Source organism: Brevibacillus migulae (assembly GCF_004521915.1).
In the GTDB taxonomy this organism is placed as follows: Bacteria; Bacillota; Bacilli; order Brevibacillales; family Brevibacillaceae; genus Brevibacillus_F; species Brevibacillus_F migulae.
The window spans coordinates 243,835-269,166 of sequence record NZ_SDKD01000004.1 but is presented as its reverse complement, the minus strand read 5'-3'; the positions used below and the strand labels follow the sequence as shown (position 1 = coordinate 269,166).

Sequence of the window (25,332 nt, the reverse complement as noted above, 5' to 3'; positions counted from 1 at the left end):
GCTATGTCCTTTGAGCAAAAAGTAGTCATCGTGACAGGGGCAGGAAAAGGAATTGGCCGTACCGTGGCTGTTTCCTATGCACAGCAAGGAGCCAATGTGGTACTCGTCGATAAGGATGCCGGGGAGCTGCAGGAAACCTTGTCCCTCATTCAACAATCGGGCTATCCAGCGACATCGCATGTTGTGGATCTGCGCAAGCCGGACGAGATCGTCGCATTTATCGAGAAGGTGGGAGCCGACCACGGGCGGATCGATATCCTGATCAATAACGCCGGCATCACCGCGTTTATCTCTCCCTACGATCTGACGGTGGAAGAATGGGACTCCGTGATCAACACCAATCTGCGGGCGACCTTCCTCTGCTCGCGGGAAGCAGCGAAAATCATGAGGAAGCATGGCGGCGGCTCGATCGTGAACCTCGCCTCGACCCGCGCGCTGATGTCCGAGCCGAATTCCGAAAGCTATGCAGCTACCAAAGGGGGCATTCTCGCCCTAACACACGCCATGGCGGTGTCTTTCGGTCCCGATCGGATCACCGTGAATGCCATCAGTCCGGGTTGGATCGAGACAGGTGATTACGAAAGCCTCCGTGAGGTCGATCATCTCCAGCATCCCTCCCAGCGTGTCGGGCGTCCCGAGGATATTGCCCGTGCCTGCTTGTACCTGACTGATCCCGCCAATAACTTTGTGACGGGGACCAATCTTGTCGTGGACGGCGGCATGACGCGAAAAATGATATACGAAGAGTAGAGGAGACAAGCCTCTACTCTTTGTTCTCCATATGCTTGCGGGTAAACCGGATCCATTCACGGGCAGCGAAGGAAAGGTAACGATCCTTCTTCCAGATCATCGCCAAATGCCATGGGATCACCGGATCGACAAGGGAAACCACGCGGATGCGAGCCGGGTCCATGCCTTCACAGATGGTCTCCGGCAGCAGCGCAATCCCCAGATTGGCCGCTACCATTTCCCGAATGAAATCCCATTGGGAGCTTTCATAAACTACATGCGGACGAAAGCCTACACTGATGCACTCTTCAATAACGCGGTCATGCAAAGCAAAATCCTCCCGAAACAGGAGAAATGACTCCTCTGCCAGCTCGGCCAGGGAAACTGCCGCACGCTGGGCAAGCGGATGGGAGGGATGCATGATCACTTTCAACACCTTTTTGACAAAGGAGAAGGAATGGAACTCCTCCTCATCGGTTGGCAGCACGACAACACCGAGATCCAGGCTGCCATGTCGGACTTCCTCCTCGCCCTTTTTCGCCCCGTTTTCCACCAATTCGATCGCGACTCCCGGATATTGCTCGCGAAATTTGCCGATCACCTCGGGAAAAAAACTCGCCCCTACCATCGGGGGCAGCCCCATGCGAATTCTCCCCTTTTTCACACTTATGACATCCTGCAGCTGATCGGTCAAATTTTGAAACGCCTGGGTGATTTGCTGGGCCTGTTCATAGATGATCATGCCTGCATCCGTGAGCTCGACCTTTTTGCCGACCCGGTCCAGCAGGGTCACCCCTAATTCCTCCTCCAGATTGCGGATCATCTTGCTGATCGTCGGCTGTGTGATATACAAGCTTTCGGCAGCTTTGGTGAAGCTTTTGCTGCGGGCCACCTCTACAAAGTATTGCAAGTGCCGGATGTCCATCCCGTTAATCTCCCTCTTCTATAGACAATAGGAATGATTGTGATTCCATATATTCATTTTACCTATGTTAATGCATGCTGTACACTTTCCTCGGAAGGGAGAGAGTTGCATGCTCGTCTTGATCAAAAGCTTGATACAGATTGGTTTTTTGCTGGTCTTTTCGTGCCTGATGAATCAGTTGGCCAGCTGGCTTCCGATACACATTCCCGGCAGCATTCTGGGAATCATCGTCTTGTTTTTTCTCCTGCAAACCAAGATCATCCGCCTGGAATGGGTCGATCTGGGCGCAAAATGGCTGCTTGCCGAGCTTTTGCTGTTGTTTGTGCCTTCTGCCGTCGGGATCATGCAATACAAGGAAATCCTGCAGCATGATGGTCTGCGTCTGATCCTCGTGGTGGTCATCAGTACGGTCGTCACGATGGCCTGCACCGGGGTACTGGCACAGCGAATGGGGAAACGAAAGGAGAGAAAGCTGTCATGATGTTGGAGCTGTTCGGCATCAGCATGACTGTTGTGCTTTATTGGGCAGCCAAAAAGCTGTACCAGCATAAGCCAAAGGTGTATTTTTCGCCACTTATCCTGTCCCCCTTGTTGATCGTGGGGTTCTTGCTGTGGACCGGGATTCCCTATGAGACGTACAATGTGAGTGCGTCCTGGCTGACGGATCTGCTTCAGCCGGCGACGATTGCCTTTGCCATCCCACTGTACAAATCCTTTGCCACCTTGAAAAAGCACGCGTCCGAGATCATCGCCAGCGTGCTCTGCGGCTCCGTGGTCGCCATTGCCACTTCCGCCCTGCTGGCACAGCTCTTTGATCTGAATTTGCGCATGGTGGACAGTCTGATTCCCCGCTCGGTCACCACACCGATCGCGATGAATATTTCCGAGATGGTTGGCGGCATTCCCGCCGTTACGGCTGTCTTTGTCATCATTACCGGAATCTTCGGATCACAAGTCGGGCCAGCGATCATTCGGCTGCTGCGCATTGAGAACGAAGTCGCGCGCGGGGTGATGTTGGGGACCAATGCACATGGCGCGGGCACGTCGAAAGCATTTGAATTCAGCGCCATCACAGGCACAGTGTCGAGTCTGTCGATGATTCTGGCCGCTTTCATCACCTTGGGGGTTGCTCCCTGGTTCCTGCCAGTGCTGATGATGCCTTAAATGAAAAGGGGAAGAACCTCGCTCGAAGCCTGTATGGCTCCGCCTGGTTCCTCCCCTTTTTCTATATGCGTCTATACCAACGCGAGCTCCTGTATCGCATGGGCAACACCGTGCTTGTCGTGGCGGTTGGCGACAAAGGTACAGATCTGCTTGATCTCTTCCTCTGCATTTCCCATCGCTACACTGTAACCGACGATCTTGAGCATGGACAGATCATTGAAGTTGTCGCCGAGCGCCATCGTTTCCTCCAACAAGATCTGGTGCTGTGCCGCAAATTCCTTGACGGCGATGCCTTTCTGGGCGCCACGGTTGGTCAGCTCCAGATTGTTTTTGGCAGAAGAGCTGACGGCTAATTCCGGCAGCTGCTGCAGTTTCTCGGCGGCTGCTGCCAGCGCGGCTTCATCATTGGAGAAAACCAGCAGCTTGTAGATTTCTACGCCTGCGTCCTGATCGAGCACCTCGTCATAATCATTCACGATGGAAAAGCTTTCGCGAGCGAAGCGGAAATCAATCTTTTCCTTGATTTTTTCCTCCGGATAATCGGGATAGGCAGCCGTCAAGTAGTCCACCATGGTCTGAAACGCCTTTTCACGATTATCGCTGTAAGTACCGCTATCGGTATACAATTCGTAGTAGATCCCGGCGTCCTCCAAAATGGCCGCTACTTGCCGGTAAGTCGGGTAGGACAACGGAACGCTTTTGACCTTCTCGCCCTGTTCATCGCGAATCTCGGCGCCATTTACACAGATGATCGGGCAGGTAATGCCGGCCGCCTGCAACGGGGGAACCGCCTCTTTATACGATCTGCCGGTGGCAACGACCACCTTGATCCCTTTCGCCTGCGCCGCTTTAATCGCTTCCCGGTTTTCTTGGCTGATCTCACCCAACTCGTTGAGCAGCGTGCCATCCATGTCTGTCGCGATCAATCTCACTTGCTTTTTGCATACTTCCGTGGTTTCCATGCAAAAGGCCTCCTATCCTGTTTTTCACAGCGGTTTCTATCTGCTGTCATTGTAACAGTTTTTGGGGAAAGGTGGTATGGAATGCCGCGATGTGCTCAGGAAGGGGCGCTGTCGCACAAGCGGCGGCTATATAACCAGGAGCAATATGGTACAACCTCAGATACCAGTCGGAAAGCTGGCCGTCTTGGGCATGCCTGATGATGGCTTCTTGCTCATTCATCCTGACTGCGGACCATTCTGTCAAGGGAGCGAGGATTCCTTCCCCAGTGGCTTTCAGGAAAGCCTCCTTCAACGTCCAGACTTCGTAGAGAAAGGAGAGTTTTCGTTCTGGCGGACAAGCTTCGTACTCCTCGTTTTCCTCGATCGAGAGAAACAAGGCAGCTGCATCCTCTGGCAGCGGTTCGATCTTTTCCACATCCACCCCAATTTTGCCGTCGGCGATGACCCCGCCCACCACCCAAACCCCTGAATGAGCGTAGTTCACATCGCCCGTCCATCCTGAAGGCTGCTGCAGATAAGGCCGGCCATTCGGCAATCTCGCGAGCTTGATCTCAGCGGAGGAGCGCTGCAGTGCCTGAGCTGCCATCGTCATTGCCATGGTGAAGCCGAGCGCGCTGTTCTTTTGATCTTGCGGGATTTTCTGTTTTTGCAGACGAGCTTTTTCCGCTGTTGGCAGGCCTGCGACAAGCTGTCGCAGCTCCTGGCCATCCCTGACTAGACTGGCATCTGCTGCAAAGAGCGATATCTCCGCTTTTCGAACCGACAAATCGGGTTTCCTCCTTTCTTTCGCCGAAAATAAAAGGGCCAAGCATGTCTTGCATCACTTGGCCCCTGTCCGGTTTGTATGTTTATCGTGTAAGCACCGTGCTTTGACGCAGCACCGGCGCTGGGAAATAGCCAATTTGCTGTGCATACGAAAGCAATGCGCCAATCAGCTGTTGATCGGGAGCCGCACATGCGACGTCGTCAGCCGCCAAGGCCCGTACTGTTTCCCGGCAACCGAAGCGGTACATGGAATCTCTCGCACCGTCTCCCTCCAGCTGCGCCATCGCCAGCTGCAAGGTGTCCTCGTCGATCTGCTGCTCCGGTGAAAACAGCATGGCTTCATAGTCTGCCGGTTCCATCAGGTCGATCGCATACCCTAAGTCATTGAGATCATTAATGAACTGTTCATAGCTGATCTGCTGCGGATTCACCAGATGGTAGAGCTGACCGATTGTCTCCGCTTTGCTGGCAAGGGCAACCAACGCTTCACTTGCATAATCAATCGGTGTCAGATCGACCCACATGTGTGCATCTGGCGCTTTGCCCAAGAGAAGCATCACCTTGATCATCCGGTAGAACGCATTGCTATCGATATTCTCCTGGAATTGTCCGGTCTTCGAATGACCCACGAGGTTGCCTGCCCGATAGATCGTAGCCGGCACGCCAGCCTGGATCGCCTCGCGAACAGCCTGCTCCGCCATCAGCTTGCTGTTGGCATAGACATTTTCGAGCTGCTGCGTGTAATCGAAATCCCCATGGGCACGAACATGCTCCCACTGTCCTGACAAAGCGAGCTCCTCTGGTACGGAGATGGTGGATACGTAATGGAAACGAATCCCGCTACCCTCACGAGCTATGTCCAGCAGCTCTTTCGTCCCCGCTACATTGACCTGATAAAAATAATCGGCTTCGCCAAAGTGACGGACATCCGCTGCTGCATGGATAATGGCATCGACCTTTTGCTTCAACAGCTCCCTGTCAGCCTCCGCCATCCCCAACCTTGGAAGGGTCAAATCACCAGCAATCACACTCACTCTGTCTTTCAGCAACTGTACTCCCTCTTCACCAAAGCTGAAGCGAATTTTGTCTTCTACCCGTTTCATCATCTCCGGAGAAGGTCTAACCATGCAGTACACATGCGTATCCGGCTGCTTCAGCAGTTCATGCAGGAGATGGGAACCGAAGTATCCGGTGGCACCTGTCAATAACACCGTACGTGGCTGGACCGATCGGACTTTGACATCGCCCCCACTGCTGCGAATCGGGCTTTCGTGAAGCTCACGGATTTCATTTGGCTTTATGCGCACAGGCGAATGGCTCTGCTGATCGTGTACTTGCTGCGCCGACGCATAGGCAGCCAATTGCCCGAGCGTGCGATGCTGGAAGTAGTCCTGGATACGCAAGAAGGGAAATCTGGGCTTCGACAATGCCAATGCATGCAAGATTTTCAAGGAGTGCCCGCCAATCAAGAAGAAATCATCATTTACCCCAACACGATCCAGTTTCAACACTTTCTTCCAGACAGAAGCGAGGAAAAGCTCATCTTCTGTACCAGGCTCTACATATTCCATTTCCGATACGGCTTGATCTTGTCTGGCAGCCAGCGCTTTGCGATCCACCTTTTTATTCGGGGTAAGCGGCAGCTCTTCCAGCTTGATAATCAATTCAGGGATCATGTACTCCGGCAGATGAGATGCTAGAAAGCCTCTTACCTGCGCAGGTGTAAGGGCAGCTCCCGGCTTGGTTGTATAATAGGCGATCAGCTTGTATTCCCCATGCTCTTTACGGGCGATGACCACACCTTCTTCGATTTCCTCATGGCGGACAATCGTATCTTCAATCTCACCCATCTCGATGCGGAAGCCTCTGATTTTGACCTGATCGTCTTTTCGCCCTACGTATTCGATGTTGCCATCAGGCAGCAGTCGTACAATGTCGCCGGACTTGTACAGCCTTGCCCCTGGCACATCGCTGAATGGATGCGGAATAAAAGCGTCCTTGGTCTTCTCCGGCTGCTGCCAATAGGCGACCGCCATACCGACACTGCCGATGTACAGCTCGCCTGGCACGTTGACCGGGCACAGCTGCCCCGCAGGACTGACCACATACAGTTCGGTATTCGCAATCGGCGTACCGATCGGAACATGCGCCTGCTGATCCGGAAGCTGGGTCTCGATTTTATAGGCAGAGGAGCAGACCGTGCACTCCGTTGGCCCATACGCGTTAATGATTTGCGGGCTCAATCCGAAGCGTCTTTGCCATTTGCGGACGATTTCACCTGTCAGCGCTTCCCCGGCAACGGCGATGCGTTTCATGGAAGCATAATGGACACTGTCTTCCTCACGAAGATACTCGGCCAATTGCTTGAAAAACGCCGTCGGCAATGTGACAAATGTTCCTTTTTCACGGGAGACTGCCTCGGTAAAGCTGTCAAAGGAAAGGCGTTCCGCAGGGGAAAGCAGGTGAAAACGCGCTCCCCAAAACAAGGCGCTGAACATCTCAAAGACGGAGGCATCAAAGCTGAAGGACGCAAAGCCGAAGACGACATCCTCGTGGGACAGCGCGAAATATTCCCGCATCCAGGTACTCAGATTGATAACCCCTTGGTGAGCCAGCAAGGTTCCCTTTGGCCGGCCGGTCGAGCCCGAAGTATAGATGATATAGGCCAGATCCGATGGCTGCAGCGCGATGTCTACGGCTGTGCGGGGAAATGCATCCAACGCACCATCCGCGAGCAGCACCTGAACTTTCTTTTCGTCTATCAATTCACGTGCTCTTTCTTCATGCTCAGCAGTCGTAAGTATGTATGCGGTCTGGCTGTCTTCGAGCATGTAACGGATACGGTCCTCGGGGTACTCCGGATCGATTGGGATATAGACCCCGCCTGCTTTCAGGATCGCGAGAATGCCTATCACCGTCTCGATGCTGCGATGCATGAACAGGGCGACATACTCCCCTTTTTTCACGCCATGCGCACGCAGCATGTGCGCCACTTGGTTCGTTGTCTCATCCAGCTCATGGTAGGACAGCGACCTTTGCGCCATCGAAAGAGCTTGATGGGCAGGGAACTGCCTGGCTGCCTCCATGAACATCTGGGGAATCGTCGCGTCCATCCGATAGGGGGCGGACGTCTGATTGATCTGCTGATAGAGCTCTTTATCCTGTTGGGTGAGGATATCCACTGTGCGGAAATCTTGCTGGACATCTTCCATCATCGCCTCGACGATGATCCGGTAGATCTCTGCATAGCGCCTCATCGTATGGCTTCGGTACAATCCTGGATGGTAGCCCGCCGCGATAGACAGTTCCCCTTCTTTTTGCCGGATCATCCAGCTGATTTCAGAAGGGTACTCCACCGCATCTTCAGCTTCAGCCACCCATTGAAAACATGCTGTATATCCATAGGACTTGCTCTCATCACGCTCGGTAAAAATCTTATCCATCAAATCCGAGAAGGGGGAGCTTGCATGCTCCAGCGCCTCAGCCCTGCGCAGGGACACTTCATCCACAACCTCGATGAACCGCCGCTTTTCGGCAAGGGACACACGAAGCGGCAAGACCTCGTGCGTCCCTTCCATTTTCACTGCCATTCCCACATAAAGATCTTCGCTGTGAGTCAGCCGATGCAGCCACACAAAAAAGGCAGCCAGCATGATGTCCTGAGCTTCAGCATTTGTCTCTTTCGCCAGCTGGTCCAGCTGGGCAGCAAGCTGTTTTGAAAGGGGGAGACCCATGACCTCTCGCGCGTGTTCATACACCGGAGTACGTTGAACATCAATCGGTAATTCCACCACTGGCAGCGGTTTTTCCATACGCTTAAACCAGTACTCTTCAACACGAGAAAACTCTCCACTCATGGATTCTCTTTCTCTCCTCTTCATGCGTTTTTCTATTCTGTTCGACTTACACCTTGAACTTTTGAATTTGTTCGTTCAAATCTTCTACCACATGAAGCAGCGAGGAGCTGGACGATGCAATTTCCTCCATCGCCGCCAACTGCTCTTGGGAAGAAGATACGATGTGCTGGCTGTTGCGCAGGGAGTCTTCAGACACTTTCGTAATCATCTCGATTGACGCTTTCAGCTGTTGGGAACTGGTCGCCATTTCATTGGAGATTCCTTTGACGTTTTTCAGTTCCGCGGCAACCGCCTGGGTCGAGGATACGATGTGCTGGAATACTTCTCCTACCTGATTGACCGCATCCCGGCCTTCATGAACCACTTCGATCCCCTGATTCATCGATTGCACGACCGAATCGGTTTCTTCTTGCACCTTTTTAATCAATTCCACAATTTGCAAGGCTGACTGCTGCGACTGTTCAGCAAGCTTGCGGACTTCATCTGCTACCACTGCGAAACCTCTTCCTTGCTCCCCTGCGCGCGCTGCTTCAATCGCGGCATTGAGTGCCAGCAGGTTCGTCTGACTAGAAATGCCCGTGATCACTTCCACGATGCTGCTGATTTCCTGCGAACGCTGCTCCAGCATCCGGATCAGCTCGGCGGAATGCTCTACGGAACGATTGATTTCGTCCATTTGTGCCATCGCTTTTTTCACAAGCTCGTTTCCTTGCTCGGCTTCTTTAACCGTATTCATGGAGTGATCAGATACATGCTCGGTTGTCTCCAACACACGCTCAATGCCGCTCGAAAGCGTAAGGGTCGCCTGACCGCTCTCTTCTACGCTTTGCGCTTGCGACTCTGCTCCTTGTGCCGCTTCCTGGATGGTCACCGCGATTTGCTGTGCAGCCTCCGTAGTCTGGTTTGTGCTTGCGGTCAGCTCTTCGGTAAAGGAGGCAATGTGTGTAGAGGTGGAACGCACCTGTGTGATGACATTCTTGAGCTGATTGACCATCTCGTTAAAGTTGCGGCTCAATTGCCCGATTTCATCATCGCTTTTCACCGGAATCTGAATGCTCAGATCCCCCTCCGCCACCTTCAATGTAAGCTTGGACAATTGTTGGATGGGCGTGAGCATTTTGCGGAAAACAAGAGATACGATGACGGTTACGACCACGATGAGGGCGATGGCGATCAGAAGATCCTGGAGCAGCACTTTATTTAAATTGGATTCGATTTTGCTCACATCCAGATCCAAACCATGAATGGCAATCATTTGGCCATTTTGATCCTTCACCGGTACGAACATCGTGAGCCATTTCCCATAGTCATCCGTGTAGACCTCTGAGATAGCAGGCTCCCCTTTTTCCGCTTGATCGCGCGCATCCCATAATTCCGGACGCATCTCATATTCCATCCCAAATGTAACACCTGCATCAAGAAGAGACTGACCAACCCCAATCGCATTGGTAAAACGCTTGTCCTCCTTCATCGTGGAACGGGGAATGTCCACGTAGCTATTAGCCAAAATGTCATTTTCGGCAAAGCTTTGCAGTGTCACAAACAACGCTTTGGCTTCTTCACTATTTTGATCAATAGCAGTTCCATTTTCCACCTTTTTTGCCAGTTCCGAGATTTCTTTGGCCATAAGACCCATTTTGACCTCGGACAATCCTTCAAAAGAAGTGATTTGATTGAAATAAATATCTTTGGACCGCTCGTAAGATAAAAACATTAATACCCCGGACAGCAGTAAAATCGATGCAATCAGCCAAACCAACGTTTTGAACACGATACTCTTGCGCAGCAAACGAATCCCTCTCCTTTTTGTTCAATCTCAAGACCGACTTTATTCCCACAAAAAATTAGTACAAAAATACAAAAAACCCGCATTTCAACCGAAATAGCAGGGTCTAATTATCTAGATGCTTTCCCTCTGCTTATTCGGTAGCCCGGCTGCCGTGTATGGAAAAATACCGTAGGCCCGTGGCTTTGCGTCCCCGCTTTTCATTCGGGTTTGCCCTTGTCGTCACGCATGGTTAGCAACTTATTCATATCCATGAACTGTTACTTTTTGCTCAGTTCTATTGTAGTAGAAGCTTTATGTTAGTCAATACTATTCACCATTGAAATATAATTGGGAATTTTGAGAAAACAAGGCGAGCGCAAAAATACAAAAAAGGGGGTATCTCTCCCCCTTTTCGCTATGATTGGCAGTTATTTCGCTTCAAAGTGTTGCAAGATTTCCTCAAGGAGCAGATTGGCTGCCTTGATGCCTCCCGCTGTATTCCAGATCACTTCATTCACCTCGTGAGCCTTGTTTTCTTTCGCTACCTGAAGCGTTTGATACAGCGGATCCTTCATCCATTCCTGTTGAACCTTTGTCGCGTCCGTTTCACCTGTCGTGTTGCTATTGAAGTAGAAGAGCACATCGCCGTCCATGTCCTTGATTCGTTCTTTGGTAATAACCTCCATAAACTGGTCTTTGTCTTGGGAGGCTGGACGTGCAAAACCAAGCTGGCTCAGCAGGACACCGCTAAACGTATCTTTCTGGTACAGACGCACTTGTTTCGCAGAAAAACGAACGACCGAGACCTTTGTTTTTGTTTTTTCACCAAGCTTCTCCTTGGCTTCGGCAACTCGTTGATCGAAATCAGCCAATATTTTTTCTCCCTCTGCTTTTTTGTTTAAAGCCTCCGCATATAAAGCAAAGTTTTGCTTCCATCTACCGGAAAGCTCTTCGGAAAAAACGGTTGGCGCGATAGCCTTCAGCTGCTCATATACCTTTTCTTGGCGCACTTTGTTGCCAAGGATCAGGTCTGGCTGAAGAGAGGCAATTTCCTCGAGATTGGGCTCCGTTTCTTCCCCAAGATCGACCACTCCGTCCATTTCCGCTTTGATATGGTCATACCACGGATCCCCGCTCCAGGAACGAACAGCCCCTACCGGCTTTACGCCCATTGCGAGCAGCGCTTCCGTCCCTTCATTGGTCAAAACGACAACTCTTTGCGGTGTCCCTTTGATCTCTGCCTCCCCCATAGCATGCTTTACGATGCGAACATCGGCCGGTTTTGCCGACGATGCCTGGGAAGCATCACCTGTTGTCGGTGCCGGCTGACTTGTTGAAGCGTTTCCGCCACACCCAGCAGCGACTAGCGCCATCGCGAAAACCATAAAAAGCGCACAAACCTTTTTTACCTGTCTCCCACTCATCTCGATTCTCTCCCCCACCTTTTTGTGTAAACAAACCACCTTTTTTTAAAAATGATAATCATTATCACTAATATTAAATGACAGGATTTACCTGCTGTCAATCTCTTTTTGAAAATGATTTTCATTTTCGTTGACACCTGTATATTGTTTCCATACAATGAAGCTGTTTGCATAGATAGAAAAATGCAACGGTTATTGATACAACGGAGAGGAGGGATCCTGCATGCTTTCTTTGCTTCGCAGCCGTCAGGCAAAAGTGGCTTTGCTGCTCGGGACATTCTTGATGCTCATCATGATTATGCTGATGAGTGTGCTGTTGGGTGTGCAAACCATCAGCTTGCATACATTTTGGGACGCAATTATGCATTTTGACGGCTCCTATGACCATCTGATCGTAACGAATACACGGGTTCCTCGAGCAGTCATCGCTGCTTGTGTAGGCGGAAGTCTTGCAATTGCTGGCGCTTTGATGCAAGCGTTGACCAAAAATCCGCTTGCTTCTCCCTCCGTATTTGGCATTAATGCCGGTGCTTCTCTCTTGCTTGTTCTCAGTATTACGTTTTTAGGTTCACTCTTGGGACAAGGAATGATGATATGGGTAGCTTTTACGGGGGCCGGATTGGCGGCATGTCTGGTATTTTTGCTCGGCTCCATCGGCAGGGATGGCTTTCAACCGATCAAGCTGACCCTCGCTGGATCTGCTGTCACCGCATTCGCCTCCGCCATTACTTCGGGGATTATGCTCCTGAATAAGGAAACCGTTGAGGAGGCGCTTTTCTGGCTGGTCGGATCTGTCTCTGGCCGGGATTTAGCCGATCTGCTGATGGTATTTCCTTATCTGCTGATCGGTTGGGCTATGGCTTTTACGCTGGCACGGGCTATTAACATCATATCGATGGGGGATGAGGTAGCCACAGGTTTGGGGCAACGGACCGTGATGGTGAAAATCATCACGATCATTACCATCGTGTTACTTGCGGGCGGCTCTGTGTCTGTCGCCGGTCCCATTGCCTTTATTGGAATCATGGTCCCGCATCTGTGCCGCTTCCTGATCGGGAACGATTTTCGCTGGCTGCTTCCTTATTGCGGGGTGTACGGGGCGCTACTGCTCGTGGCGGCGGATATCGTCTCTCGCTTTGTTTTGCTGCCAAGAGAAGTCCCGGTGGGAGTTGCCACCGCTCTCTTAGGCGTACCGTTTCTAGTCTATATCGCGCGAAGGAGGACTTATGAGTAGCCTGCAAAAACGCAGCATATGGCTGATGCTTATCATGCTTTTACTGCTGTTGTCCGTAGTCAGTGTGTCTCTGGGCAGCAAGCCGATCCCTCTCCTTGAGACTCTTCGCGTATTGTTTACAGATGCAGACAGTCCGTTTCGCATGATTATTCAAGACCTTCGCCTTCCGCGTGTGACGGCCGCGATCCTGGTGGGCGCTGCCCTTGCTGTTTCCGGCACCATCCTGCAGGGGATTATCCGCAATCCACTAGCCGCACCCGATCTTGTCGGAATCACTGGCGGTGCTTCGGCAGCTGCCGTATCCTTTCTCGTGGGTACCGGCGGGATATTTAGCATCCATTGGCTGCCCTTCGTTGCAATCGGCGGGGCCTTGCTGGCGACCTTCCTGAATTACCTGCTTGCCTGGAAGAATGGGGTCTCTCCGTTTCGCTTGGTACTGATCGGCATCGGCATAGCAACCGCGATGGGAGCCGTCACCACCTTTTTGCTATTAGTCGACGAAGCCTACCAAGCCAGTCAGATATTGGGCTGGTTGACTGGGACACTATATGGAACAGCCTGGAAGCATGTCATTGCCTTGCTGCCCTGGGTGCTCGGATTTCTGCTGATGACATTCTTTTTGTCCAAAGAATTAGACATGCAAGCCTTAGGAGATGAGCTTGCGGTAGGGTTGGGAAGTCCTGTCCAGAAAAGCAGATTGCGCTTGTTGCTTTGCAGCGTTGCCCTTGCAGGCGCTGCGGTCGGGATTGCGGGAGGAGTTGCTTTTATCGGACTGATGGCACCCCACATGGCTCGACAATTGGTGGATCCTGTACATCGGATGCTCCTTCCCGTCTCCGCATTGATGGGTGCGGTCCTGCTGCTCGCCGCTGATCTCATAGGGAGGATCTCATTTTCTCCACTCGATATTCCCGCAGGTGTCTTTACAGCCGCGATTGGCGCTCCGTTTTTCCTTTATCTCCTGTTTCGAAAACGCTCGTAATGAAAAATAGCCTGCTTACCATGGGTCTGACCATGAGCAGGCTATTTCTTTACACTCCCAACGCTTCGATCGTTTCTCTCAACCTTAGACGCTCTACTCCTTCCCACACCCGGCTCCCTATCTTTGGTCCTTCCACTTCCTCTTTTCCCTGCTCCGAAATGACCAATCTGGGCTGTTTTTTGTCGTTTGAGTATTCTGAATATAGTTCGCTATGCATAGTGACCCATCTGGAAGAAATAGGTATTATTTAGATATAGACTGGCTAACCAAATACGCTTGCGAAGGAGGTTGTTCTGATGTATCAAATGGACAATGATTTGCGCGAACACCTGCACAAGTGTGATGCTTCCCTGAAAAAGCACTTGTCCCAAGCCACTGGCCACGATCAAGAAGTCACTGTATTGCTTCAACGAAAAACGGATTTGGACATGACCCTCTGCGCTGCCCTTGACCAGTATATGATTGATTGCGGTGCGGCCATTGTGAAGGAGCTTCCGATCATCGATGCTGTGGTGTTGCGAGTGCCCTTGAGTGCATTGGGCCCGCTTGCCAGCAATCACGCCGTACATCGGCTACACCTCGATCGCACCATGCATGCGCTTTTGGACACCGCTTCCCCGACCATTGGGACGACCCCGGAATGGAGCAAGGGGTTGACTGGAAAAAATGTCACCATCGCGATCCTCGACACCGGAATCTATCCCCATCCGGACCTCATTACACCCACGAATCGAATTGTCGCCTTTTATGACACCATACAGGGAAAAACCGAGCCCTATGATGACAATGGGCACGGCACCCATGTAGCCGGCTGCGCTGCCGGTTCCGGCATATCCAGTAACGGAAAGTACCGCGGTCCCGCCTATGAAGCTTCGTTGGTAGGCGTAAAGGTGCTTGATGCCAGCGGACAAGGCTCCGTATCGGACATCATCGATGGCATCCAATGGTGCATTCAAAATAAAGACAAGTATGGCATTCGCATCTTATCCCTGTCTCTCGGCGGCCGCGCGACGGAATCGTATAAGGAGGATCCTCTCTGCCAGGCACTCGAAAAAGCATGGGCTGCAGGACTGACCGTATTTGTCGCAGCAGGCAATGAAGGGCCAAGCGCCGGTACGATTGGCACGCCTGCCATCGATCCCGTCCTGATCACGGTCGGCGCCACGGATGATAAATATACCGTCGGATCAGAGGACGATACGATCGCCTCATTCTCCAGCCGCGGCCCCACCATCGATGGTCTCGTCAAGCCAGACATCGTCACCCCAGGCGTCAATATCATCGCACTTCGCTCACCCGGCTCTACGCTGGACAACGCCTATCCGCAGCGCAGAGTAGACGAGCATTACTTCTCCCTGTCCGGCACTTCGATGGCTACTCCGATTTGCGCAGGGGCTGCGGCGTTGCTTTTACAAGCCAAGCCCGAAGCCACTCCCGATGAAATCAAAACAGCCCTGCTTAACGGTGCCAAGGACTTGTTCCATGCTCCCAATAATGCCGGGAAAGGCTATGTAGACCTGGAAGGAGCGCTTCAGCTCCTCGGACAGGACGGCAGCCAGCCTCCTACATCTCCAGCTCCTCCCCGCACCGTGGTCGCGTATAGCCCGGATATAGCCGAGCTGCTTTGGGAAGAGCTGATACAGGCCAAAAAATCGATTGAAGTGGAAGTCCCGACGCTGACGGATATTCAAACCATCACAGCCCTTGCCAGCGCAGCTGAACGCGGCGTACAAGTCCGTGTCCTCCTGGATACCTCGCAGGCGGCCAATCTGGAGACTGCACGCTATCTGGAGGCAAAAGGCATTGCGATTGAAGCCTTCAACAGCGGAAACGGCCAGATTGGTCAGCTCCACACAGCCATCGCCATTTTTGACCGCACGCGTGTCCTTCTCGGCAGCGGATCGTGGACCTACAATGGCTTTTATGTAGCGCGCGAACATGCGCTAATTACCGATGACCCCCAAGTCACTTCCCCTGTGATCGCCATGTGGGAGGATGATTGGGAGCTGGCACAGAAGACCTCGCGTTCCAACGCTTACGCGGTCTTCAGCTAATTCCCCTCTCAAGCTTAAAAAAGAACGGTCGTTCCCTGGAGAACGACCGTTTTTGTTTGCATTACTGCGTATTTTGCAGCTCCGCCTCTTTTGCTTTTTTCATCCGCTGCAAGCATTGCTGACACCTTTTGCTTTTACGGGCAAACTCCGTATAATACTTCGTTTTTTTGCAGCCCGTGCAGGTCACATATAATGGACTGGCCATGTAGTAATTTTCTTCTGGGGTGTTCTTCTCCAGATGGACAATCCGGTTGAACTTGATCAGCACGTGGGCTGTATGGATGGCATCCACAAGCGCTGAATGAAGTCTCCCTTCCTGAACAATCCCTGCCGCATCGATGGCGTCCTTCAGGCTGATTTGCGTCCGTTCGGCTATCGTGGTGCTGATCACGGGCTGTATGTCATTGTAGTTGCGCAGCCAGCTCAGCGGCAGTCCAAAGCGGGCGCAATGTTCAATCATCAGCTTTTTATCGTCTCTGCCCCATGTGCATAAGTAATAGTCCTCATCTGTCCCGATCCACTCCAAAAATTCGGCGAACGCCTTTCGGAATGGGATAAACTCCGGCATGTCCTCTTTGCGCAGCCCGATAAATTTCCGGGTTCTCTCCGTAATACGCTGCTGGATATGCGGAAAGGTATACCGCTGAAACGTATCCACATTGACCTGCTGCTCTTTCGTATCGATTTTGCAGGCACCGATTTCGATGATTTCCGGCACGGTATCTTTTTGATAGGTTAGCGTTGTTTCCAGGTCAAACACGATGATTTGCATCTCTCACTCACTTCCCGCGCTCTTCATTTATTTTCCTAGTATGGCCTCTAGCGCAGCTTCTCATTTAGAATGCTGTCTTCCAAAACCGCAAATTTATCTCCATATACTTTGGTGATATGCTGTTCTCCCCAAGCGCATAACGAATCCAGGATCCCTTTCAGGCTCCATCCGTATTCGCTCAGCTCGTATTCCACTTTCGGAGGAACCTGATTATAGGTAATTCGGTTGATGATTCCGTCTTCCTCCAGCTCACGCAATTGCTGTGTGAGCATTTTTTGCGTGATAGCGGGCATGAGTCTTTTCAATTCACTTGTCCGCTTTTTACCGTGCGTTAAATGGCAAAGAATCACGCATTTCCACTTGCCTCCGATGACCTCAAGCGTCGCTTCTACGGAAATATTGTATTTCTTTTTCTTCATAACTCTCCCTCGCTTTCATAGGTACAAAAAAGTGCCTATATTACTTTTTGGTACCTACGTTACCCGAAAGTACGTACTTTTCTATTTCATTCATATCTACCATAATAACGTATGCCAGCTGGTTGTCACGAAAAAAATAGAGAAGACAAGGAGGAAACCATGTCTGTTCAAAATAGAAGCACGTTGGCGCTGCTTGCCCTGGCAGTCAGTGCCTTCGCCATTGGAACAACCGAATTTATCAGCGTCGGACTTTTACCGCTCATCGCGCAAGATTTGCACATACCAGTCACTACCGCCGGTTTAACCGTATCGATCTATGCACTTGGAGTGACAGTGGGAGCGCCCCTCTTAACGTCACTTACCTCAACCATGCAGCGAAAGACGCTGCTGCTGTGGATCATGCTAGTGTTTATTGTGGGCAACAGCCTTGCCGCCGGTTCCTCAAGCATCGGAATGCTGCTGGTTGCTCGGGTGATTTCCGCTTTTTCCCACGGAGTATTTATGTCAATCGGCTCTACCATTGCAGCCGATCTTGTACCGGAAAATCGCAGAGCCAGCGCAATCTCCACGATGTTTACCGGATTGACCGTGGCTACGATTACCGGGGTGCCGCTGGGAACGTATATCGGTCAGCAGTTCGGCTGGAGAAGCGCATTTATCGCCATCGTGGTTGTCGGTCTCATTGCTTTCGTAGCCAACGCTGCACTGATTCCTTCCCAGCTGCGCAAAGGAACGCGTACAACCCTTAGCGACCAGTGGAAGCTCGTCACAAATGGACGTTTGCTCCTGATGTTTTTGATCACTGCGCTTGGATATGGAGGAACCTTTGTCGTATTCACCTATTTATCTCCATTGCTCCAGGAAATAACCGGATTCGGCCAAGGAACTGTCGCTGTCATTTTGCTGGTTTACGGGATTGCCATCGCCATCGGGAATATTGTCGGCGGGAAAGTATCGAACCAAAAGCCCATTGTGGCTTTATTGTATATGTTTATTGTTCAATCCATCGTGCTTTTTATCCTTACTTTTACGGCACCCTATAAAATAGCTGCCTTGATCACGATCATTTTCATGGGCATTCTCGCTTTCATGAACGTGCCCGGCCTCCAGCTGTATGTGGTGATGCTGGCAGAGCGTTATGTCCCGAAGGCAGTAGACGTTGCCTCTGCCATCAATATTGCTGCCTTTAACGCCGGAATCGCGATCGGATCGTATCTGGGTGGTATCATCACCGATTCGCTGGGTCTGATTCACACACCTTGGATCGGTGCGGTCATGGTGTTGGGCGCCGTAGCTCTTACTTGGTGGAGTCGCGTGTTGGAGCGAAAAGATAGTGTCTGACGAGCCCTAGTGGTGGGGAAAGAGAAGAACGGGCGGGCTGCGTTCTTGCCACACCCGCTAAGGAGTATGGACTGTCCGGTTCCGCTTGCAAAAACGGTACGTCTCGCAAAAGTTTTGAGGAAGCATTTTCATACGTATAGGTTGCGCGACATTACAGCAGGGCGGAGAATGAAGCGAAATTTCGAAACATGCTCCCCACAAACAGCACCTTTACAACATAATCATTAGGAGGAAATCAAAAATGGCTAAACATTTACAAGACACAACCACTCTGCACAACGGAATCAAAATGCCTTGGTTCGGACTCGGCGTATTCAAGGTCGAAGAAGGACCGGAACTGGTTCAAGCGGTGAAAACCGCGATTGCCCACGGATACCGCAGCATTGATACCGCGGCAATTTACGGAAATGAGGAAGGCGTTGGGCAAGGGATTCGGGAAGGAATGGCGGCAGCAGGGATTTCCCGAGAGGATCTGTTTGTCACCTCCAAGGTATGGAACTCCGATTTAGGCTACGAATCAACGCTCGCTGCCTATGAGACCAGCCTGCAAAAACTGAAACTGGATTATCTGGACCTGTACCTGATCCATTGGCCAGTAGCCGGAAAATATAAAGATGCGTGGCGAGCATTGGAGAAGTTGTACCGGGACGGGCGTGTCAAAGCCATCGGCGTCAGCAACTTCCAAATTCATCATCTCGAAGACCTGATGAAAGACGCGGAAATCAAACCCATGGTGAATCAGGTGGAGTACCATCCTCGTTTAACCCAACTGGAGCTGAAGGCTTTCTGCGAGCAGCATCAGATCCAATTGGAAGCCTGGTCACCTTTGATGCAGGGGCAGCTGCTGGACAATCCCGTCCTGAAGGAAATCGCTGACCGATACAACAAGTCGATTGCGCAGGTCATCTTGCGCTGGGATTTGCAAAACGGCGTAGTTACGATTCCGAAATCCACAAAAGAATCCCGCATTGTGGAAAACGCGTCCGTGTTCGATTTTGAGTTATCCACAGCGGATATGGAAAAGATCGGTTCACTCAATCAAAATTTGCGTGTCGGTCCAGATCCGGACAACTTTGATTTTTAATGACGAGCATGAAAAAAACTAGCGCCCTCGCAAGGGACGCTAGTTTTTCTTATTTTTTCTTATGCCTCTTCCGCATCCGGAACAAAGGTCCGTTTCGCCAGCTCGGCATCCAGCATATAAAACGCATTGCTGTCATTATCGATCCGTCTCAGCTTTTGAATGATGCTGTCAAAAGTAGACTCCTCTTCAACCTGCTCGTCGATAAACCACTTCAGGAAGTTGATGGTGGCATGCTCCCGTTCAGACCACGCAGCATCGGAAAGCTCATAAATTCGTTTGGTCACCGTTTGCTCGTGGGCATACGCCTGTTCAAACGTATCCAACAGGGAGCTGTATTCATTCACAGGATCGTGCATACCTGTGACGAGTGCGCGTTTTCCCAGACGGTTAATGAAGTTGAATATCTTCATGGCATGAAATTTTTCTTCTTCGGACTGAACGATAAAAAAGTTAGCGAATCCGTCGTAGCTCTCGGCCGAGCAATATGCTGCCATGGCCAGATATACTTGCGAAGAGTAGAATTCATAATTCATCTGATCGTTTAACTTATCCAATAATTGTTGGGAAATCATCCGGTCACACCCTCTTGTCCTATATTTGCAAATTTTATCCTATTGTATCACAGACCGACTCCTTACAAGTATCTTCCTTGTTTCCCTCTAATATTTTTGGAATAATTGGAAATGATAATGCCTATTCTTGGTAACGTAACGTACAAAAGGAGGATCACGATGAATTATCGGATCGAAAGAGATACGTTGGGAGAGATTCAGGTTCCTGCCGATCGCTTATGGGCGGCACAAACACAGCGAAGCTTGCAAAACTTTCCGATCGGCACCGAAAAGATGCCGTTGGAGGTGATTCGCGTCTTTGCCATACTGAAAAAAAGCGCGGCCCTGGCCAATCTGCATTTAGGAAAGCTGGAAAAGGAAAAGGCTGAGGCAATCATCGCTGCTGCCGAAGAAATCATTGCTGGCAAGCTGGATGATCATTTCCCCTTGGTCGTCTGGCAAACCGGGAGCGGTACCCAGTCCAACATGAATGTGAACGAGGTCATCGCCAACCGAGCCAACCAGCTATTGCAGGAGAAAGGCAGCTCAACACGCATTCACCCCAATGATGACGTGAATCGTTCCCAAAGCTCCAACGATACGTTCCCGACCGCTATGCATGTTGCAGCGCTGCTCGCCATTGAAGATCAAGTGCTGCCAAAGCTGCAGGTATTGAAGAACACGTTACAAAGAAAAAGCGAAGAATTTGCGGATATCATCAAGATCGGCCGAACCCATCTGCAGGATGCTACCCCATTGACCTTGGGCCAGGAAATTAGCGGCTGGCATCGGATGCTGGAAAAAACGGAAGGCATGATTAAGCAGAGTGCGGATTTTCTGCGTGAGCTGGCCATCGGCGGAACTGCAGTCGGCACCGGAATTAACGCCCATCCCCGCTTCGGCGAATTGGTCGCCGAGGAAATCAGCAAATTAACAGGCACACGATTCGTATCCGCCCCCAATAAATTTCACGCCTTGACGAGCCATGATGAGATCGCCTATGTACACGGCGCATTAAAGGCGCTTGCCGCCGACCTGATGAAAATCGCCAATGATGTCAGATGGCTGGCCAGCGGGCCTCGCAGCGGAATCGGTGAAATCACCATACCTGAAAATGAACCGGGCAGCTCCATTATGCCGGGTAAAGTGAATCCGACCCAAAGCGAAGCCATAACCATGGTGGCCTGCCAGGTCATGGGCAACGATGCCACGATCGGCTTTGCGGCCAGCCAGGGAAATTTTGAATTGAACGTCTTTAAGCCGGTGATCATTTACAACTTCCTGCAATCCACACGTTTGCTGGGAGATGCGATGGCTTCCTTTCATGACAATTGTGCGGTTGGCATCCAACCAAATCTCCCCGTACTCCGCAGCAATCTGGAACGCTCGCTGATGCTGGTGACCGCGCTCAATCCGCATATCGGGTACGAAAATGCGGCAAAAGTAGCGAAGCTCGCCCATAAAGAAGGGCTTACACTGAAAGAAGCGGCCCTGAAAAGCAATCTGCTGACGGCTGAGCAGTTTGATGAGATTGTTCGTCCGGAGAAAATGATCCATCCGAAGGAGGATTAGAGATCGAGCCGTAGTGGTGGGGGAAGGGAAAAACGGGCTTTCTCAGCGTTCTTGCCACACCTGCAAGGGAGTGATGACTGTCCGGCTCCACTTGCAAAAACAGTACGTCACGCAAAAGTTTCGAGGAAGCCTATTCAAACGTCGAGGTTGCGCGATAAGCGTGTACCGTTTTTGCAAGCCCCACCTCTGTAGGTGTGACAAAGACTCCGCCCGTCCCGTTCTTCCCTTCCTCACGTAGCTTTGTGATAACCATCGACTTTTAGAAATAGAAAAACAAAAAACGGAGGCGCACTCAATCGCGTCTCCGTTTTATTCTTCTTGTATGTCACCCAGTAAATATGATAAACTGGATTAGTCTGCACACACGACTTTTAATCAGAAAAGATTTTCCCAATTTAATTGTAACACATCATACTGGCCTTGTCAAACCTTTTGATCATCACCCCATAGGCTCAGGAAAAAGGAGCGATTCAATGAGTATCATGGAACGAGATTGGCAGGAAGAGCAAACGCGTGTCCAAGAAGTTATTACCATCATTGACCATCGCATCGACGCCTTGCAAGAGCAAGTCGGCGGCATTCAGGCAGACATTGTGGACATCCGCAAAAATTTTTGGGAGGATGTCACCGTCAACTTTGACGACGCCCACGAAGCCGCTGAAACCTATGCCAGCATCAAGCAGCAAGCCGAAGTTTTATCCGAAAGGGAAAGGAGCCACCGTCACGCCCAGAAGCAGCTGAAAACGATGCTTCGGCTTAAGCAGAATCCGTATTTCGGACGCATCGACTTTCAGGAAGAAGGGGAACCAGGTTCTGAACAGATCTATCTCGGGATCGCTTCCCTGCTCGACGACGATGAGGCAACCTTTCTCATTTATGATTGGCGCGCCCCTGTGGCCAGCCTCTATTATGATTACCCACCCGGTCCAGCCTGTTATGAAACACCTGGCGGGACGATCAACGGCACCATGGAGTTGAAACGACAATACATCATTCGCGACGGTCAGATCCGCAGCATGTTTGACACCGGTGTGACCATTGGGGATGAGCTTTTGCAAAATGTGTTGGGCAAACAATCCGATACCCAGATGAAAAGCATTGTCGCGACCATTCAAAGAGAACAAAATCGGATCATCCGCAATGAACGCAGCCGCCTCTTGATCGTGCAGGGCGCTGCCGGAAGCGGCAAAACGAGCGCAGCTCTCCAGCGTGTCGCCTATTTGCTTTACCGCTACAGGGAAACGCTGCGCGCCGAACAGATCGTGCTCTTCTCCCCCAATCCGATGTTTAACAGCTATGTTTCCACCGTACTCCCTGAGCTGGGTGAGGAAAACATGCAGCAAACCACCTTCCAGGAATATCTGGAGCGGCGGATCGGCACAGCTTTTCGCCTCGAGGACCCGTTCATGCAGCTGGAATATGTCCATACGGCCAGCTCAGACCCTGGTTATCCCGTCAGATTGGCAGGCATCCAATTTAAATCCTCTTACGCTTTCCTGCAGGTGCTGGAGCGTTATCTGGACAGACTGGGGCAGGCAGGCATCCGCTTTCATGACATACAGCTTCGCGGCGAAACATTGATTTCTGCCGATCAGATTGCGGAGCATTTTTATTCGCTGGATCGCTCGTACCGGATTCCCAATCGTATGACGCTGGTGGTCCAATGGCTCCTTGGCCAGCTGGATGATCTGGCTCGCAAGGAACGGAAGAAACATTGGGTGGAAGACGAGATCGAGCTGCTGGATCAAGACGACTACCGGGAAGTGTATGGAGAGCTCCGCAAAAGAAACCGCGCGCGAGGCGATACCTTCGACGACCACGAGCTTGAGCAAAAGCTGCTGGCAAAAATGGTCGTGGACCGCTACTTCGAGCCAATCCGCGCTCAAGTGAAACGACTGAAATTTATCGATATGCCGTCAACCTATAAGCAGTTGTTTACGGAGCCGGCAGAGTCCCTCATCACGGATGCCGACTCTCCCCTGCCCGCTGCATGGAAAGACATTTGCGAGCAGACGACAGAGCGCTTGAATCGCTCCGAGCTGGCCTATGAGGACGCGACCCCTTTTCTTTATCTGAAGGAACGGATCGAAGGATTCCGTACGAATACTTCCGTCCAGCACATCTTCATTGATGAGGCGCAGGACTATTCACCGCTGCAGTTCGCTTTTCTCAAGCGATTATTTCCATACAGCAAAATGACCGTCCTTGGAGATCTGAACCAAGCGATCCATGCCCACGCGGCAGATAATGCTTTTGCCCAGCTTGCCGCACTCTACGAGGAAGCCCAGACAGAGACCATTATACTGACGCGAAGCTACCGCTCTACCCGGCAGATCATCGAATTCACCCAAGGTATGATTCCAGGCGGGGACAAAATTGAACCGTTCAACCGTGAAGGGCAAAAACCTACCGTGACGAAAGCAGCTGACCCGTCCGACCTCACCGCCAAAATCCAAGCCCGTGTGCTAGCATTGCAAGAAGAAGGGCATCGCACCATAGCGGTGATCTGCAAAACGGCACAGGAAAGCCGCAGCGCATACGAATCCCTGCAAGATGTCCTTCCGCTTCGATTGATCGAAAAGGAAACCGTCTCCTTTGCGCCTGGCATCCTGGTCATCCCTTCCTATCTTGCCAAAGGAGTAGAATTCGACGCTGTCATCATCTACAACGCCTCCCTGGTACAGTATGGGGAAGAGAAGGATCGAAAGCTGTTTTATACGGCTTGCACGCGGGCCATGCACGAGCTGCACCTGTACCATTTAGATAACCTCAGCCCGTTTGTCCAAACGCTTTCCCCTGATACCTACACGCTGGAAGGATAGAAGAAAAAAGCCGCTGCTCGTGACACCTTCACGAGCAGCGGCTTTGTTTATGCTTTTCCCGTTTGCGTACGTTTTACCAACAAGAGATAGCAGAGAATGGCACCTACATCCGACGCAGCGATGATAATCCCCATCGGGACGGCTGTTTGACTGCCCCCCATCCCTACCAGCGGAGCAACAATCCCTCCAAAAACAAAGGAAAGCACGCCCAGCAAAGCGGAAGCGCTACCCGCCGCATTTCCTTGATTTTGCATCGCCAGGGAAAAGCCTGTAGCAGAGACAATCCCTACGCTCGATACCACTACGAACAACGGAATCAGCACGCCATAGAGCCCCGCTCCAATCATAATCATCGCAAACAGGGTGATCCCCCCGACCGCTGCATAAAGCAAACCACCCACCAGTAATCTGGTCTCACCAAGCTTCCCTACCAGCCTGCCAGTCACCTGCCCAGCTACGATGATTCCCAACCCGTTGCAAGCAAAGATCAGGCTGAACATTTGCGGGGAAACGCCATAGATCTCCTGCAGCACAAACGGAGAACCGGAAATATACGCAAACATGGCAGCCGTCACAAGCCCCTGACAGATCGCATAGCCCATAAAAATACGATCGCCTACCAATCTGCGGAAGGTGGATAAGGTATTGCGGATTCCGCCTTGGGAACGCCGCTCGCTCGGCAAGCAGCTGTCCAAGCGAAAGACCCAGCAGGCAGGCGGTCAAGCTGAGCTGGGCCAGGGAAGTGCTGGTCTCCAGATCTCCTGCTAGATTCGGCAAAGCAGGCAAATACATATCAAGCGATAATGGCCCAAACGCGGATAAAGAACCAAGAATCAACGCCATCCACAAGCGGCGGGATTTTTTGGCGGGTGCAGCATATACCGTACTCATATTACTCATGCAACAT

19 protein-coding genes, 1 pseudogene and 1 riboswitch are annotated in these 25,332 nt (G+C 51.4%); of the genes and pseudogenes, 10 read left to right on the top strand and 10 right to left on the bottom strand.

Annotated features, from left to right (window positions below):
• The first annotated feature begins 3 nt into the window (after positions 1–3).
• The gene (locus tag EIZ37_RS06690; RefSeq protein WP_134683799.1) at positions 4–750 is read left to right on the top strand and encodes an SDR family NAD(P)-dependent oxidoreductase; all 747 of its coding nucleotides are present in this window, start codon (positions 4–6) and stop codon (positions 748–750) included.
• 13 nt (positions 751–763) lie between these two features.
• Here EIZ37_RS06690 and cidR read toward each other — a convergent pair whose 3' ends face one another.
• Positions 764–1,654 (bottom strand): cidABC operon transcriptional activator CidR, encoded by an 891-nt coding sequence (gene cidR, locus EIZ37_RS06685; protein WP_134683798.1) that lies wholly within the window; start codon positions 1,652–1,654, stop codon positions 764–766.
• Positions 1,655–1,763: 109 nt separating this feature from the next.
• Here cidR and EIZ37_RS06680 point away from each other — a divergent pair, with 109 nt between their 5' ends.
• Both EIZ37_RS06680 and EIZ37_RS06675 read left to right on the top strand, forming a co-directional pair.
• The gene (locus EIZ37_RS06680) at positions 1,764–2,135 is read left to right on the top strand and encodes a CidA/LrgA family protein (protein WP_134683797.1); all 372 of its coding nucleotides are present in this window, start codon (positions 1,764–1,766) and stop codon (positions 2,133–2,135) included.
• Positions 2,132–2,818, top strand: coding sequence for a CidB/LrgB family autolysis modulator (locus EIZ37_RS06675; RefSeq protein WP_134683796.1), 687 nt, complete (start codon positions 2,132–2,134; stop codon positions 2,816–2,818). Before EIZ37_RS06680 ends, EIZ37_RS06675 begins: the two co-directional genes overlap by 4 nt.
• A 71-nt stretch (positions 2,819–2,889) precedes the next feature.
• Here the strand turns inward: EIZ37_RS06675 and EIZ37_RS06670 are convergent, their stop codons facing one another.
• The 5 genes from EIZ37_RS06670 to EIZ37_RS06650 form a co-directional block, all read right to left on the bottom strand.
• Positions 2,890–3,780, bottom strand: a complete 891-nt coding sequence (locus EIZ37_RS06670; RefSeq protein WP_134683795.1) for a Cof-type HAD-IIB family hydrolase — start codon at positions 3,778–3,780, stop codon at positions 2,890–2,892.
• Positions 3,781–3,826: 46 nt separating this feature from the next.
• Positions 3,827–4,546 (bottom strand): 4'-phosphopantetheinyl transferase family protein, encoded by a 720-nt coding sequence (locus EIZ37_RS06665; RefSeq protein WP_134683794.1) that lies wholly within the window; start codon positions 4,544–4,546, stop codon positions 3,827–3,829.
• A gap of 82 nt (positions 4,547–4,628) precedes the next feature.
• Positions 4,629–8,402, bottom strand: coding sequence for a non-ribosomal peptide synthetase (locus EIZ37_RS06660; protein WP_167568693.1), 3,774 nt, complete (start codon positions 8,400–8,402; stop codon positions 4,629–4,631).
• A gap of 46 nt (positions 8,403–8,448) precedes the next feature.
• A complete protein-coding gene (locus EIZ37_RS06655; RefSeq protein ID WP_134683792.1) occupies positions 8,449–10,191 on the bottom strand; it encodes a methyl-accepting chemotaxis protein in 1,743 nt (580 codons plus the stop codon).
• A 133-nt stretch (positions 10,192–10,324) separates the two neighbouring features.
• Positions 10,325–10,413: riboswitch (cyclic di-GMP riboswitch) on the bottom strand.
• A 185-nt stretch (positions 10,414–10,598) separates the two neighbouring features.
• On the bottom strand, positions 10,599–11,594 hold the full coding sequence (locus EIZ37_RS06650; protein ID WP_134683791.1) for an ABC transporter substrate-binding protein: 996 nt from the start codon (positions 11,592–11,594) through the stop codon (positions 10,599–10,601).
• A 223-nt stretch (positions 11,595–11,817) separates the two neighbouring features.
• On the opposite strand from EIZ37_RS06650, the gene EIZ37_RS06645 reads away from it, so the two are divergent.
• The 3 genes from EIZ37_RS06645 (at position 11,818) to EIZ37_RS06635 (ending at position 15,864) form a co-directional block, all read left to right on the top strand.
• Positions 11,818–12,828 (top strand): FecCD family ABC transporter permease, encoded by a 1,011-nt coding sequence (locus EIZ37_RS06645; protein ID WP_134683790.1) that lies wholly within the window; start codon positions 11,818–11,820, stop codon positions 12,826–12,828.
• Positions 12,821–13,810: a FecCD family ABC transporter permease gene (locus EIZ37_RS06640; protein ID WP_134683789.1), complete on the top strand. Its 990-nt coding sequence runs from the start codon at positions 12,821–12,823 to the stop codon at positions 13,808–13,810. The genes EIZ37_RS06645 and EIZ37_RS06640 overlap by 8 nt, the downstream gene beginning before the upstream one ends.
• A gap of 296 nt (positions 13,811–14,106) precedes the next feature.
• Positions 14,107–15,864, top strand: a complete 1,758-nt coding sequence (locus EIZ37_RS06635; protein ID WP_134683788.1) for a S8 family serine peptidase — start codon at positions 14,107–14,109, stop codon at positions 15,862–15,864.
• 61 nt (positions 15,865–15,925) lie between these two features.
• Here the strand turns inward: EIZ37_RS06635 and EIZ37_RS06630 are convergent, their stop codons facing one another.
• Both EIZ37_RS06630 and EIZ37_RS06625 read right to left on the bottom strand, forming a co-directional pair.
• Positions 15,926–16,636 (bottom strand): 3'-5' exonuclease, encoded by a 711-nt coding sequence (locus EIZ37_RS06630; RefSeq protein WP_134683787.1) that lies wholly within the window; start codon positions 16,634–16,636, stop codon positions 15,926–15,928.
• Between the two features lie 47 nt (positions 16,637–16,683).
• Positions 16,684–17,055, bottom strand: a complete 372-nt coding sequence (locus EIZ37_RS06625; protein ID WP_134683786.1) for a winged helix-turn-helix transcriptional regulator — start codon at positions 17,053–17,055, stop codon at positions 16,684–16,686.
• A gap of 159 nt (positions 17,056–17,214) precedes the next feature.
• Here EIZ37_RS06625 and EIZ37_RS06620 point away from each other — a divergent pair, with 159 nt between their 5' ends.
• Both EIZ37_RS06620 and EIZ37_RS06615 read left to right on the top strand, forming a co-directional pair.
• Positions 17,215–18,396: an MFS transporter gene (locus EIZ37_RS06620; RefSeq protein ID WP_134683785.1), complete on the top strand. Its 1,182-nt coding sequence runs from the start codon at positions 17,215–17,217 to the stop codon at positions 18,394–18,396.
• A 241-nt stretch (positions 18,397–18,637) separates the two neighbouring features.
• Positions 18,638–19,480, top strand: coding sequence for an aldo/keto reductase (locus EIZ37_RS06615; protein WP_134683784.1), 843 nt, complete (start codon positions 18,638–18,640; stop codon positions 19,478–19,480).
• Positions 19,481–19,539: 59 nt separating this feature from the next.
• On the opposite strand, the gene EIZ37_RS06610 is transcribed toward EIZ37_RS06615, so the two are convergent.
• Positions 19,540–20,052 (bottom strand): ferritin, encoded by a 513-nt coding sequence (locus EIZ37_RS06610; protein ID WP_134683783.1) that lies wholly within the window; start codon positions 20,050–20,052, stop codon positions 19,540–19,542.
• Positions 20,053–20,211: 159 nt separating this feature from the next.
• On the opposite strand from EIZ37_RS06610, the gene fumC reads away from it, so the two are divergent.
• Entirely contained in the window at positions 20,212–21,603 is a 1,392-nt protein-coding gene (fumC, locus tag EIZ37_RS06605; protein ID WP_134683782.1) for a class II fumarate hydratase, read from the top strand.
• A gap of 473 nt (positions 21,604–22,076) precedes the next feature.
• A complete protein-coding gene (gene helD / locus EIZ37_RS06600) occupies positions 22,077–24,425 on the top strand; it encodes an RNA polymerase recycling motor HelD (RefSeq protein WP_134683781.1) in 2,349 nt (782 codons plus the stop codon).
• Between the two features lie 47 nt (positions 24,426–24,472).
• On the opposite strand, the pseudogene EIZ37_RS06595 reads toward helD, so the two are convergent.
• Positions 24,473–25,325 (bottom strand): annotated as a pseudogene (locus EIZ37_RS06595) (MFS transporter).
• Between the last annotated feature and the right edge of the window lie 7 nt (positions 25,326–25,332).